Origin of the sequence: Chryseobacterium sp. Y16C, from assembly GCF_022488405.1 — a bacterium.
Lineage (GTDB): Bacteria > Bacteroidota > Bacteroidia > Flavobacteriales > Weeksellaceae > Chryseobacterium > Chryseobacterium geocarposphaerae.
Map to the genome: position 1 here is coordinate 3,006,039 of NZ_CP092711.1, position 12,543 is coordinate 3,018,581.

Annotated in this window: 14 protein-coding genes; 6 read left to right on the plus strand and 8 right to left on the minus strand. The window is 35.8% G+C overall.

The genetic code is table 11. The annotated features are described in order from the left end of the window. Positions 1–24 precede the first annotated feature (24 nt). Positions 25–681, plus strand: a complete 657-nt coding sequence (locus tag MKS83_RS13440; protein WP_240580113.1) for a hypothetical protein — start codon at positions 25–27, stop codon at positions 679–681. A gap of 49 nt (positions 682–730) precedes the next feature. Here MKS83_RS13440 and MKS83_RS13445 read toward each other — a convergent pair whose 3' ends face one another. The 5 genes from MKS83_RS13445 to MKS83_RS13465 all read right to left on the minus strand — a co-directional run bounded on the left by MKS83_RS13445 (position 731) and on the right by MKS83_RS13465 (position 6,397). Continuing rightward, the gene (locus MKS83_RS13445; RefSeq protein WP_240580114.1) at positions 731–1,951 is read right to left on the minus strand and encodes an aminotransferase class V-fold PLP-dependent enzyme; all 1,221 of its coding nucleotides are present in this window, start codon (positions 1,949–1,951) and stop codon (positions 731–733) included. A 133-nt stretch (positions 1,952–2,084) separates the two neighbouring features. Beyond that, entirely contained in the window at positions 2,085–3,392 is a 1,308-nt protein-coding gene (sufD, locus tag MKS83_RS13450; RefSeq protein ID WP_240583193.1) for a Fe-S cluster assembly protein SufD, read from the minus strand. 167 nt (positions 3,393–3,559) lie between these two features. Then, the gene (gene sufC, locus MKS83_RS13455; protein ID WP_100377406.1) at positions 3,560–4,303 is read right to left on the minus strand and encodes a Fe-S cluster assembly ATPase SufC; all 744 of its coding nucleotides are present in this window, start codon (positions 4,301–4,303) and stop codon (positions 3,560–3,562) included. A gap of 247 nt (positions 4,304–4,550) precedes the next feature. Further along, positions 4,551–5,999 (minus strand): Fe-S cluster assembly protein SufB, encoded by a 1,449-nt coding sequence (gene sufB, locus MKS83_RS13460; RefSeq protein WP_100377407.1) that lies wholly within the window; start codon positions 5,997–5,999, stop codon positions 4,551–4,553. Between the two features lie 68 nt (positions 6,000–6,067). Further along, complete coding sequence (locus tag MKS83_RS13465) at positions 6,068–6,397, minus strand: HesB/IscA family protein (RefSeq protein ID WP_240580115.1); 330 nt, start codon at positions 6,395–6,397, stop codon at positions 6,068–6,070. Positions 6,398–6,613: 216 nt separating this feature from the next. On the opposite strand from MKS83_RS13465, the gene MKS83_RS13470 reads away from it, so the two are divergent. Beyond that, complete coding sequence (locus MKS83_RS13470) at positions 6,614–7,561, plus strand: GLPGLI family protein (RefSeq protein ID WP_240580116.1); 948 nt, start codon at positions 6,614–6,616, stop codon at positions 7,559–7,561. Positions 7,562–7,574: 13 nt separating this feature from the next. Then, positions 7,575–8,411 carry a GLPGLI family protein gene (locus MKS83_RS13475; protein WP_240580117.1) on the plus strand — a complete coding sequence of 279 codons (837 nt, stop codon included), beginning with the start codon at positions 7,575–7,577 and terminating at the stop codon, positions 8,409–8,411. 42 nt (positions 8,412–8,453) lie between these two features. On the opposite strand, the gene MKS83_RS13480 is transcribed toward MKS83_RS13475, so the two are convergent. Further along, positions 8,454–9,314 carry a neutral zinc metallopeptidase gene (locus MKS83_RS13480; protein ID WP_240580118.1) on the minus strand — a complete coding sequence of 287 codons (861 nt, stop codon included), beginning with the start codon at positions 9,312–9,314 and terminating at the stop codon, positions 8,454–8,456. Between the two features lie 78 nt (positions 9,315–9,392). On the opposite strand from MKS83_RS13480, the gene MKS83_RS13485 reads away from it, so the two are divergent. From MKS83_RS13485 to MKS83_RS13495, 3 genes are read left to right on the plus strand one after another with little or no spacing between them, the layout of a single operon-like run. Further along, on the plus strand, positions 9,393–9,716 hold the full coding sequence (locus MKS83_RS13485; RefSeq protein ID WP_240580119.1) for a hypothetical protein: 324 nt from the start codon (positions 9,393–9,395) through the stop codon (positions 9,714–9,716). Next, the gene (locus MKS83_RS13490; RefSeq protein WP_240580120.1) at positions 9,716–10,048 is read left to right on the plus strand and encodes a hypothetical protein; all 333 of its coding nucleotides are present in this window, start codon (positions 9,716–9,718) and stop codon (positions 10,046–10,048) included. Before MKS83_RS13485 ends, MKS83_RS13490 begins: the two co-directional genes overlap by 1 nt. A gap of 2 nt (positions 10,049–10,050) precedes the next feature. Beyond that, on the plus strand, positions 10,051–11,178 hold the full coding sequence (locus tag MKS83_RS13495; protein ID WP_317224441.1) for a glutathionylspermidine synthase family protein: 1,128 nt from the start codon (positions 10,051–10,053) through the stop codon (positions 11,176–11,178). A 48-nt stretch (positions 11,179–11,226) separates the two neighbouring features. On the opposite strand, the gene ribH is transcribed toward MKS83_RS13495, so the two are convergent. After that, the gene (gene ribH, locus MKS83_RS13500; protein WP_100377417.1) at positions 11,227–11,745 is read right to left on the minus strand and encodes a 6,7-dimethyl-8-ribityllumazine synthase; all 519 of its coding nucleotides are present in this window, start codon (positions 11,743–11,745) and stop codon (positions 11,227–11,229) included. A gap of 3 nt (positions 11,746–11,748) precedes the next feature. Next, positions 11,749–12,456, minus strand: a complete 708-nt coding sequence (locus MKS83_RS13505; protein ID WP_240580121.1) for a tetratricopeptide repeat protein — start codon at positions 12,454–12,456, stop codon at positions 11,749–11,751. Positions 12,457–12,543 lie beyond the last annotated feature (87 nt).

A 12,543-nucleotide genomic window follows, 5' to 3' on the forward strand; every position in this document is an offset into this window, starting at 1 on the left:
CAATAAAATTAATACCATAATAAAATGACAGAAAACACTGAATTTGACATTGAAGAATACAAGAGACAATCTGCGGCACAAAGGCAAACTATCAATAATGAAGTATACGATGAAATATTAAAAAGTGCAAAATTCTTTTTACAAAAAAGAAAAAATAATATCGTAAGTGAAGAAATTGTTACTGCACTGGAAAGGATGGAAGAAGCATCCAGAATTCCTAACCTGAATGAAATAACGGACATCTATCTTTTTGAATCTGAATTCGGACTAAACTCCAGAGAGCTTTCCGAAGAGTTTCTTTATATTATTCTTATTATGATCGCTCAGCATTATAAAGATGAACAAATGCACTATCTTGAAGAAATCATTCTGACCGACGGTAAATTCCGGGGCTCAAATGCACTTCAGTTTTATCTGAAAATAGGAACTTCACATAAAGAAAAAAGAGGATATGTTTTAAATTTCATTGAAAATAATATAGATAAATTCCCGGAAGGCCATAAAAATATGGTGGCCATGTTTATCAAGGGATTCCTTCAAGGCGACAGACATGCCAAAACTATTTTTGATAAATTAAATATTACCAATCCTGGAGTTCATTTCAGAAATCCTCCAACTCAAACACAAAGTAAGCCTAAACCGGCAAAAGTATACCCTAAGTGGTGGGAATTCTGGAAATAGTAAATAAAAAACACCTCTGATTCGGAGGTGTCTTTTATTTTATTTAGAATTAACTTAGCATTCGCTGTGCTTTTTTCACCCCTTCTACGAGTGAATCAATCTCATTGAAAGTATTGTAGACTGCGAAGCTGGCTCTTACCGTTCCTGCGATATTAAAGAAATTCATAATGGGCTGTGTACAATGGTGTCCCGTTCTTACAGCAATTCCCATTTTATCAAGGATCATTCCTACATCAGATGCAATTCCCACTCCTTCAAGATTAAAAGAAACAACGCCTGTTCTACGAGCTTTTTCACCATATACTTTCAGTCCTCCGATTTCCAAAAGCTGTCTTTGAGCATATTCCAACAAAGCATTTTCATGATTCTGAATATTCTCCTGTCCTACTTTTTGTATAAAATCAACTGCTGCTCCCAATGCAATATTTCCTCCTACATTCGGAGTTCCTGCTTCAAATTTAAACGGAAGTCCCGCGTAAGTTGTTCCGTCAAAAGAACAGGTTGCAATCATCTCACCTCCTCCGTGAAACGGCGGCAGATCTTCAAGAACTTCCTGCTTTCCGTATAAAATCCCAGTTCCCATCGGAGCGTACATTTTATGACCTGAAAATACAAAGAAATCACAATCCAATTTTTGAACATCAATGGTAAAATGCGGTGCAGACTGAGCTCCGTCAATAACAATATAAGCATTGGAATTTGCTCTTGTTTTAGCAATAATTTCTTCAACAGGATTTACAATTCCCAACGCATTTGAAACCTGATTAACCGAAACCACTTTCGTCCTTTCACTTAGAAATTCATCCAACTTATCCAACTGAAGAATTCCGTTTTCATCAATCGGAATTACTCGTAATTTCGCCCCGGTTCTTTCACAAAGCATTTGCCATGGAACGATATTCGAGTGGTGTTCAAGATAAGAGATGATAATTTCATCGTCTTTCTTTAATTTCTGAGTTAAAATATAAGAGATAAGGTTTAATCCTTCCGTTGTTCCTTTTGTAAAAATAACTTCAAAATCATGCTTTGCATTGATGAACTTCTGAATCTTTCTTCTTGAAAGCTCCATCTCTTCTGTTGCTAACTGGCTTAATGTATGAATTCCTCTGTGTACATTAGCATTGATCTCTGTATAATATGTATTCCAAACCTCTAAAACCGAATTGGGTTTCTGAGATGTTGCTGCATTATCTAAGTAAACTAAAGGTTTACCATTCACCTTCTGATCTAATATAGAAAACTGACTTCTGATTTCCTGAATGTCAAACATTTATTAAAATTTTAAATTAAAACGTCCTTATTTAGAACTCTTCAAATTTACGGCTTTTTCTTAATACTTATTGTTAAAGAAAAGTAAAAAGCACTTCAGACTGAAGTGCTTTTTTTATATGATAAAATATTGATTAAAATTCAATATCTACTTCTAATTTTTCAGCCAGCAGCTTAGAAATTTTTTCTTTTAGAGGTTCAATATCAATATTTTGCATAGCATCGTTTGCAAAAGCATACAAAAGTAACGCCTGAGCTTCTTTTTTAGAAATACCTCTTGCTCTCAGATAGAATAAAGCATCTTCATTCAGCTGACCTACTGTACAACCATGAGAACACTTCACATCATCTGCAAAAATCTCAAGCTGAGGTTTTGTATCAATGGTTGCTCCTTCGCTTAATAAAACATTGTTGTTTTGCTGATAAGCATTCGTTTTCTGAGCAATCTTATCTACAAATACTTTCCCGTTGAAAACCCCGTGAGATTTCCCGTTGAAAATACCTTTATAGTTCTGATAGCTTTCACAGTTCGGCTGATTGTGGTGAACCGCCGTGTGGTGATCTACCAACTGATCTTTCCCGATAATCGTGATTCCGTTCATGAATGAGTTGATATTCGATCCGTTCTGAATGAAATCCAGGTTGTTTCTTACCAATTTACCTCCGAAAGAGAATGTGTTCACAGTCGTTAAACTGTCTTTTTCCTGTTTTGCGAAAGTATTATCAATTAAGTAAGAAGTGTCGTTATCGTTCTGTAGTTTATGCCAGTCTGCTTTTGCATTCGGATATGTGAAAATTTCAGTTACAGAATTTGTCAACACATACGTACTGTCAAAATTATGATGACTTTCAATGATCTCCACTTTTGCACCCTCTTCTACAATTAATAAGTTTCTTGTATTATAAAATGTATTTTCTTCCTGATTCTGAGAAATGTAAAAAACATGAATCGGTTTTTCAATCACTACATTTTTAGGAACTTTCAGGAAGAAACCATACTTACAATAAGCTTGGTTCAAATTGGTAAAAGCTGATTTGTCGCCAGCAATTGTATTGAAATATTTGTCGAAAACATCTTTATGCTTCTCGTCGTTCAACGCATAGTTGAATGAAAGAAATTCAACATTTTCAATCGAAACTTTTGATAATTCTTTATGAAGTTTACCGTTTACGAAAGTGATCCAGTCAAAATTTTCTTCGCCTAAATGCAATTGATCCAACTGTTCCTTGGTGATATTGTGACTTTCTTTCGGGAAAAAGTTATATTCCTTTTCAGTAATCTCCTTTAAGCTGGTATATTTATATTCTTCGTCTTTTTTTGTCGGAAAACCAACACTTTCGAATCGCTGAAGAGCTGCTTTTCTTTCTTCATCTAAAAATCTGTGATGAAGACTCTCCAAAAATTCATTATGGTTTTCTGTAATCTGTTCTTTTAATGCCATTACTGGTATATCTGTGGTTTGCACCATTTTTCCTTTTATTTGAGCTAAAACATTGTCATTCCGGAGAATGAGGAATCTAATTGTATGATTAGAGATTCTTCATTTCGCTACGCTTCATTCAGAATGACAACGAAAAATTTTTAATCTCTGTGACAGTTGATTTCTTCTTAGTTAAGAAGCCAGTCATATCCTTTTTCTTCAAGCTCCAAAGCAAGAGATTTGTCACCAGTTTTGATGATTTTTCCGTTTGCCAGAACATGAACGAAGTCAGGCTGAATATAATTAAGCAATCTCTGATAGTGTGTAATCAAAAGAACTGCGTTTCCTTCATTTTTAAACGCATTTACACCGTCTGCAACAATTCTCAATGCATCAATATCTAATCCTGAATCGGTTTCGTCAAGAATAGCCAGTTTCGGATCCAGCATCATCATCTGGAAAATCTCGTTTCTTTTCTTCTCACCTCCCGAAAAACCTTCGTTTAACGATCTTGAAAGGAAATCTTTTTTAATTCCAAGCTTTTCAGATTTTTCACGGATTAAAGCCAGCATTTCTTTTGCAGGCATTTCTCCCAATCCGTTTGCTTTTCTGTTTTCATTCATCGCCGCTTTGATGAAGTTCGTTACAGACACTCCCGGAATTTCTACCGGATATTGGAAAGAAAGGAAAATTCCTTTGTGAGCTCTTTCTTCGGGAGCATCTTCGATGATATCTTCACCTCTGAAGATGATTTCTCCGTCTGTAACCTCATAATCTTCTTTTCCTGCGATCACAGAAGAAAGAGTAGATTTACCGGCTCCGTTCGGCCCCATGATAGCATGAACTTCTCCCGGCTTTATTTCAAGATTGATACCTTTTAAAATTTCTGCGCCATCTTCAATTTTGGCGTGCAAGTTTTTTATATTTAACATACATTCAAATTTATCGCAAGGTCAAACTTTGAGTATATCCTTTGTAACACTAAACCACAATTAACAAAGGCATTAACGCTAGCGAATGAAATATTATTTTATTCTTTTTTAAACATTAAAATTGAAATCAACCTTAATGTATAGTTTATCATTTCGACGACGGAGAAATCTATTTTTTTAATAAAAGATTCTTCACTTCGCTTTGCTTCGTTCAGAATGACAAATTACTATCAAACTGAGTGAAAATTTATCCTACAGAACCTTCTAATGAAATCTCCAATAATTTTTGAGCTTCAATAGCAAATTCCATTGGTAATTTATTTAAAACTTCTTTACTGAAACCATTAACGATCAGAGCAATTGCTCTTTCCGTATCGATACCTCTCTGGTTACAGTAGAAAATCTGATCTTCCCCGATTTTTGAAGTCGTTGCTTCGTGCTCCAGTTGTGCAGAAGGATCTTTGATCTCTATATAAGGGAAAGTATGTGCTCCACATTCATTACCCATTAACAGAGAATCACACTGAGAGAAATTTCTCGCTCCCTTTGCAGTCGGCATTACTTTTACCAACCCTCTGTATGAGTTGTTTGACTTTCCTGCAGAAATCCCTTTAGAAATGATCGTAGATTTTGTATTCTTTCCGATGTGGATCATCTTTGTTCCTGTATCTGCATATTGGTGATTATTAGTCACCGCGATGGAATAAAACTCTCCAACCGAGTTATCCCCTTTCAAAATACAAGAAGGATATTTCCACGTTACTGCAGAACCAGTTTCAACCTGTGTCCAGGAGATTTTTGCATTCTTTTCGCAAAGCCCTCTTTTCGTTACAAAATTGAAAACTCCTCCTTTTCCTTCTTCATTACCCGGGTACCAGTTTTGTACGGTTGAATATTTAATTTCAGCATTATCCATTGCAATAAGTTCAACAACGGCTGCGTGAAGCTGATTTTCGTCTCTTGATGGTGCTGTACACCCTTCAAGGTAAGAAACATAGCTTCCTTCGTCTGCAATCACAAGTGTTCTTTCAAACTGACCTGTTCCTGCCTGGTTGATACGGAAATAGGTAGATAATTCCATCGGACATCTTACTCCTTTTGGAATATAACAGAAACTTCCGTCAGAGAATACTGCAGAATTCAGTGCTGAATAGAAATTATCTCCTCTCGGAACTACTTTTCCAAGATATTTCCTTACTAAGTCCGGATGATTTTTGATCGCCTCAGAAATCGAACAGAAAATAATCCCTTTTTCCATCAATGTCTCCTGAAAAGTCGTCTTTACCGAAACTGAGTCCATTACAATATCTACAGCAACTCCTGAAAGTCTTTTCTGCTCTTCGATATTGATTCCTAATTTTTCAAAAGTTTTGATCAATTCAGGATCTACTTCATCAAGGCTCGCCAATTCTGGTTTTACTTTCGGAGCAGCATAATATTTTATCGCCTGAAAATCAGGTTTTTCATATTTAATATTCGCCCATTCCGGTTCTACCATTTTCAACCAGATTCTGAAAGATTCCAAACGCCATTCTGTCATCCATTCCGGTTCCTCCTTTTTAGCAGAAATCGCACGGATGATGTCCTCATTTAAACCAATCGGGAAATCTTCATAATCGATTTTCGTTTCCCAACCGAATTCATATTTTTTATTTTCTAGATCGACTCTTAGATCGTCTTCAGTGTATTTACTCATTACTTTTTTTTAGATTTCAGATGTAGATTTCAGAAAATTGATCTGATTTCTATTATCTAATGTCTTTTCTATAAAGAAAAACTTTCTCCGCACCCACATGTTCTTGATGCGTTCGGATTGTTAAAAACAAATCCTTTTCCATTCAAACCTCCTGAATATTCCAGAGTGGTACCTGCTAAATAGAGAATTGATTTTTTATCTACAATAATTTTGATGTCATTGTCTTCAAAAACCTGATCTGTCTCTGTCTTTTCGTTGTCGAACTTCAAAACATATTCTAAACCAGAGCATCCTCCGCTTTTTACCCCCACTCTTATATAGTCTTCAAAAGGTTTAAAACCATCTTCTGTCATCAGTTGGATGGCTTTTGCTTTTGCTTGATCTGATACTTTTATCATTGTATTTATTTAGAATGATTTAATAATGCAAAAATACGAACTAATTTCCGCAATCTCAAATTGAAGATATCTATTTTAATGATTCTGTTAGTAATAAGATTATTCTTAACAGGTTGGGTAATGTTAAAAAATATATAATTTTTTCCTTTCAAATCTGCAGATTCCGTTTTTGATTTAACTTTAAACAATATTTTTTATCTATTAAAAAAATTAGCAGTGAAACAGAAACTACTTGTTTTCCTTGTATTGTTTTCAGTAATAAAGTCTTACGGGCAGACCACGCGATATATTTATGAAACTTCGGTAAACCCCGATTCTATCAATCTGGTAACGATGAAAACGGAGAGAACTTTCCTGGATGTAAAAGCAAACCGATCATTATTTATCAGCGAAAATAAATTAATACGGGATTCTTTATTTGCATCTTTTAAACCTGAAGAGAAAGAAAACAGAAAAAAAGAAGAGAAAGATCTTTCAAAATCCGAAAAGCTCAAAAGACCAGAAGTAACTTTCTTTGAATATTTCATCACGAAAGAGATTCCTGAACAAAAAGTTTACTACCATGATAGAGTCGGTATAAAGCAAATTTATTATCAGGAAGACCGTCCGATAAAATGGGAAATCACCAGTGACACCGGAAAGCAAAATGGATATTTAGCTCAAAAAGCGGTTGCGAATTTTGGAGGAAGAATCTGGACCGCATGGTTTACAAAGGACATTGCTATTTCAGACGGGCCTTATAAATTTTCGGGCCTGCCCGGACTCATTGTAAAATTGGAAGATGATAAAGGAGATTACAGGTTTGACCTTGTAAAGAAAATGATTCTTCAAAATGCCTTTGAAGAACCAATAAGCGCTGATGCGAAACAAAGTACCAGAATTAATTTTAATGGCGACAAAGCTGCATTGAAATTAGAATTCTCGAAAAACAGAAAAAATATGGCCGGAAATGGAGACGGAATACAAAATTTCCGAGGTGGAGGACGCCGAGGCGGTGGTATGAACGGAAGCGGAATGCCTGGAGGAATGAGTGAAATGCAAGGCGGTATGGGACACCGTGGCGGAATGGATGAGGGAATACAACAAATGCCAAGTATGAATTCAAATGGCAACAGCCCTCCAATAATGAGCACAGCCCCTCAAAACCCAATTGAATTAAAATAAAAAATATAAATCAATGAAAAAGTTAGGAATTATAGCTTTAGCGTTATTCATGCAGACAGCTTTTGCACAAACCAACAGATTTGTGTATCAGGTGACCATGAAACCGGATGCTTCCAATAAAAATGATGTCAAGACCGAAAATGCCTACCTGGATATTTCGGCAGAAAAGTCTCTTTTCTATTCTGAAAACAGATTTAAAAGAGATTCTATTATGCAAAAAGCCTTTCAAAGTGGAGGCGGAAGGGGAAGTTTCAACAGAGATCAGATGGAAAGTCTGAGATCGAACATCAACTACTCTATTGAAAAGGATAAGGAAAATCAAAAGACAATTTATAAAGACAGATTAGGCCGGGATATTTATGTATATGAAGAAGACCGTCCGATTAATTGGAAAATTTCTTCTGAAACGACCAAAATCGGAGATTATAAAGTTCAGAAAGCCGAAACAGAGTTCGGAGGAAGAAAATGGACTGTTTGGTTTACTACAGATTTACCGTATCAGGATGGCCCTTATAAATTCAGCGGGCTTCCGGGACTTATCGTTAAAGCTGAGGATGACAAAGGGGATTATTCATTTGACTTGATGAAAAACTATAAAATCTCAGAAATTCCTGCTTTAAATCAGTTTGGAAATCTAATCAAAGTAAAAAGAACCGATTTTGTAAAACAACAGGAGAAGTTTAAAACAGATCCGATGTCGTTCATGAATCAAGGCGGAAGCGGACCTAATGCTCCAATGAGAATTGGCGGAGGCGGTGGAAATCAAAACCCCGGTGATATGAGAAAGAGAATGGAAGAAAGAGTAAAAGAAGAAGCTAAAAGAAACAGCAATCCGATAGAACTACAATAAATAAAAAATCCTGAAGATTTTCTTCAGGATTTTTTATTTTGGTTAATTACCTAAAATTTGATTAAAGGTATTCCCCTGTCGTATATCTCCGGTATTATATCCTTTCATAAACCATTCTTTACGCTGTGCGGAAGATCCGTGCGTGAAGCTTTCCTGATTTACATATCCCTGTGATCTTTTCTGGATATTATCATCTCCCACCGCTTCTGCAGCATCTATGGCAGACTGAACATCTCCCGGTTCTAATATATGTTCTCTATTATCCGTTTGTTTTGCCCAAACCCCCGCATAAAAATCTGCCTGGAGTTCCGTAGCAACTGAGACTTTATTCACCTGTGCTTCGGAATAATTTCCGCTTGTTCTTGCTTTATCGGTTTCGCTCAGAGTTCCCAATAGGTTTTGCACATGGTGTCCCATTTCATGAGCCATTACATAGGCTATGGAAAATTCGGTCACTTTCGCTCCAAAACGTTGTTCCAGCTCTTTAAAAAAGCTCATATCCATATACACCGTCTGATCTACCGGACAATAAAAAGGTCCCATTGCAGATTGAGCCGTTCCACATCCGGATTGCGTGGTATTTTCAAATAAAACGACTCTTGCAGGAGTATATTTTATTCCGTTTTCAGCGAAAATTTTAGTCCAGGTTTCTTCATTTTCGGCGGTTACCATTTGAACAAATTCTCTCACTTTAAGTTCATTCGCATTGAGTTCCCGTTGTTCAGTTTGTGCTCCTCCATTTCCCATATTTCCTGAAGAAAGAATGGAAGAAGGATCTCCTCCCAGAAAAAATACAATTGCAGCAATGATAAGCGTACCAAGCCCTCCTCCTACAATTGCCCCGCCACTACCAGAACCTCGCCTGTCTTCTACGTTACCGCTTCTATCGTCTGTCCATTTCATATTTTAGTTTTATTTTATATGTAAATTTAAAATAATATCATTACTAAATAATTACTTTTGTGAAAAATTAAAACTAAAGTGAAAAAAAATCTAATTTTCTTTTTGTTATTGGGAATCGTAAGTTTAAACTCATGTAATGAAGAATCTAAGGAAGATGAAGTGAGCAGTATCGACAAAAACGCGTCTATTGAAACAGAACTTTCAGTAAAGCATATCGACACCGCAGACATTCTGATCACCAAACATAAGGTCTGGAAAAACAACAAACTTTTCAGAGAGATCATTAAAACAGATACCATTCCTTCCTTAGGAGACACGCTTGTTACTGCGGAAGACAATGATGGCTATGAACAAAGTGCAAAGACCAAAAAAGATTACGAATTTTATATAACCGTTCAGTAATGAAAAAATCAAGTTCTATAAAATTGCTTTTTGTAACGGGGCTTCTTGCTTCATGTACCCAAAACAAACCTGAAGATCAATGGAAAACTGAAAAAAAAGTATACATGAGATCTGATACCACAGCTTCTTATACCAGAAGTCATGGTTTCATGCCCGGATATTTTTGGTATCATGCATTCAGACCTTACGGTTCTTTTCACAACGGTTCTTATCAAAAGGCTGGATATTACAGTGATGCCATCAGTTCCAAATCAAATGTCGGCAGAAGTACCTATAAAGGAAATGTAGTAAGAGGCGGATTGGGCAGAAGCGGATTTAGAGCATCTTCATAACTATGGAAAGAATTACATCGGGTTTCCGGAAAAACTGGGAACATAAACTTGAGAATTTAGGCTTCGGATATCATTCTTTGGAAGGTCTTTACTGGGATGAAAGCCATTATTATCAATTCTCATCAGAAGAAATCAACACCATAGAAAATGCGACTGCCGAACTTTGGCAAATGTGTCTCGAAGCGGTGGATTATATTATTGAAAAAAATCTTTGGTACCGATTCAATATTCCGGACTGGTTTAAAGACTATATCATTACAAGCTGGGAAGAGGATCATCCTTCTATCTATGGCAGGTTTGATTTCGGTTTTGATGGTAAGAATCTAAAACTTTTAGAATTCAATGCAGATACTCCGACATCGTTATATGAAGCATCTGTAGTGCAATGGTACTGGCTTCAGGAGATGTTTCCTTACAAAGATCAGTTCAATTCCATTCATGAAAAGCTGGTTGATTACTGGAAGTATCTTAAAAACTATATAAATCCTCATTATATTTATTTCGCATCGCTTACCAATATTGAAGATGTAACCAATGTGGAATATTTAAGAGACTGTGCTACTCAGGCAGGATTTGATACCGAATTTATTGCGATTCAGGATATCGGCTGGGCAGAAGATATTGAAGAATTCATTGCCGGAGACAGATCCATTATGGAATATATTTTCAAATTATATCCTTATGAATGGATTCTTGATGATGGTTTTGGAGAAAAGCTTATTAAAAACGGTTTCAGATCTCAATGGATAGAACCGGCCTGGAAGTTACTGCTTTCATCTAAAGCGATCCTTCCCATTCTTTGGGAGCTATATCCGAATCATCCTTATCTCCTTGAATCATATTTTGAGCCAAAACATTTAAAGGATTTTGTAAAAAAGCCGATATATTCCAGAGAAGGAGCGAATGTCACTTTATTTAAAAATAACATTCCTTTAGAGCAAAACACTGGTGTATATGGAAAAGAAGGATATATTTATCAACAGCTTTTTGATCTTCCGAATTTCGATGGAAACTATCCTATTATCGGGAGCTGGGTCATTGGTCAGGAACCTGCCGGAATTGGAATCAGAGAATCGGTTAATTTAATTACCAATAATCAGAGTCGATTTATTCCCCATCTTATAGATTAAACAATAAAAAAGGAGCTTAATTTAAGCTCCTTTTTCTTTTTATTATAATTAAGAATGTCCAAATCCGATGTTTCCTTTTTTACCGGATAAATTCTTCTTAAAATCGATCATTCTCAGCGCTGTAACTGCCGCTTCCACTCCTTTGTTTCCAAGATCTCCTCCACTTCTTGCAATGGACTGCTCTTTTGTATCGTCTGTCAGTACACAGAATATGGTAGGTGTATCGGTAAGAACATTACAATCCTTAATACCCTGAGCTACTGCAGAGCATACAAAATCAAAATGAGGAGTTTCTCCGCGAATCACACATCCAATTGCAATCACTGCATCATATTTTCGTTCTTTACAAAGCTGCATACTCGCATAGTTTAACTCAAATGCTCCGGGAACTGAGAAAAGGCTAATATTCTCTTTTTTCACCCCTTCTTTTTCAAGAATTTCCAATGCTGCATCACGAAGATTGTACGTTACAAAATCATTCCACTCAGAAAAAACAATGCCGATTGAAAATTCATCGGCATTCGTTATATGAAGTGGCTTGTAATCGGAAAGATTAACTGTTGCCATGTTTTAATAATATTTAGTCATTTCAATATAAGAATCAGACATTCCGTTGTCGTAGTCCTGATATTTTTCGTCAATTGTAGCAAAATACTTTTTAGCTTCAGCATTTTTCTTAAGCCCTAATGCTACAATTCCTGCTTTTCTCGTGAAATAATAGCTTGTGTAAGGATCATCAGAAGCAGAAGCAGCTTTATCTAATAAGGTAAGTGCTTCATCATTCTTGTTAAGACCTGATTTTGCATCTGCCATTGCACCATACTTCATAGCCATCAATGTTTTATTGTCTGAAGAGAATTTATCTAAAAGATCATATGCCTCCTGAAACTTTCCTTCTTTAAATTTCAATAACCCCGCATTGTAAGCAGAAAGTTTTCCTACTTTAGTTCCGGAATAGTTTTCATACGTTCCTAAAAACCCAGGATTAGCAGCAGATTTACCACCAAGAGCTTCTTTATCTTTTCCTTCAGCAGCATATTTCTGTGCAGCAAGGTAACTTTTTACAGCTTCTACGTTCTTTGGAGCTTCTACAAATTGCTTATAGCCAAAAAAACCTAAAACTCCCAAAATCAAAACTCCGAAAACGATTCCTATTTGTTTTGAGTATTTTTCAAGAAATCTTTCAGTGTTTAAAGCTTCTCTGTCAAGATCTTTAAAAAATTCTACTGTTTCTTTACCTTCTTGCTCATTGTGAGCATTCTTTTCCAATTTTGCCATAAGTTTTTAAAAATTGAACTGCAAATTTAATTGTTTCTTAGTGATTTACAAAATACTTTGTGCGTATTATTAATAAAAGTGAATAAA

What these genes read in the sequence shown, in the direction of transcription:
- MKS83_RS13440 (WP_240580113.1), top strand. Translation starts at nt 25, where the DNA reads ATGACAGAAAACACTGAATTTGACATTGAAGAATACAAGAGACAATCT.
- MKS83_RS13445 (WP_240580114.1), bottom strand. Translation starts at nt 1,951, where the DNA reads ATGTTTGACATTCAGGAAATCAGAAGTCAGTTTTCTATATTAGATCAG.
- sufD (WP_240583193.1), bottom strand. Translation starts at nt 3,392, where the DNA reads ATGGCATTAAAAGAACAGATTACAGAAAACCATAATGAATTTTTGGAG.
- sufC (WP_100377406.1), bottom strand. Translation starts at nt 4,303, where the DNA reads ATGTTAAATATAAAAAACTTGCACGCCAAAATTGAAGATGGCGCAGAA.
- sufB (WP_100377407.1), bottom strand. Translation starts at nt 5,999, where the DNA reads ATGAGTAAATACACTGAAGACGATCTAAGAGTCGATCTAGAAAATAAA.
- MKS83_RS13465 (WP_240580115.1), bottom strand. Translation starts at nt 6,397, where the DNA reads ATGATAAAAGTATCAGATCAAGCAAAAGCAAAAGCCATCCAACTGATG.
- MKS83_RS13475 (WP_240580117.1), top strand. Translation starts at nt 7,575, where the DNA reads ATGAAAAAGTTAGGAATTATAGCTTTAGCGTTATTCATGCAGACAGCT.
- MKS83_RS13480 (WP_240580118.1), bottom strand. Translation starts at nt 9,314, where the DNA reads ATGAAATGGACAGACGATAGAAGCGGTAACGTAGAAGACAGGCGAGGT.
- MKS83_RS13490 (WP_240580120.1), top strand. Translation starts at nt 9,716, where the DNA reads ATGAAAAAATCAAGTTCTATAAAATTGCTTTTTGTAACGGGGCTTCTT.
- MKS83_RS13495 (WP_317224441.1), top strand. Translation starts at nt 10,051, where the DNA reads ATGGAAAGAATTACATCGGGTTTCCGGAAAAACTGGGAACATAAACTT.
- ribH (WP_100377417.1), bottom strand. Translation starts at nt 11,745, where the DNA reads ATGGCAACAGTTAATCTTTCCGATTACAAGCCACTTCATATAACGAAT.
- MKS83_RS13505 (WP_240580121.1), bottom strand. Translation starts at nt 12,456, where the DNA reads ATGGCAAAATTGGAAAAGAATGCTCACAATGAGCAAGAAGGTAAAGAA.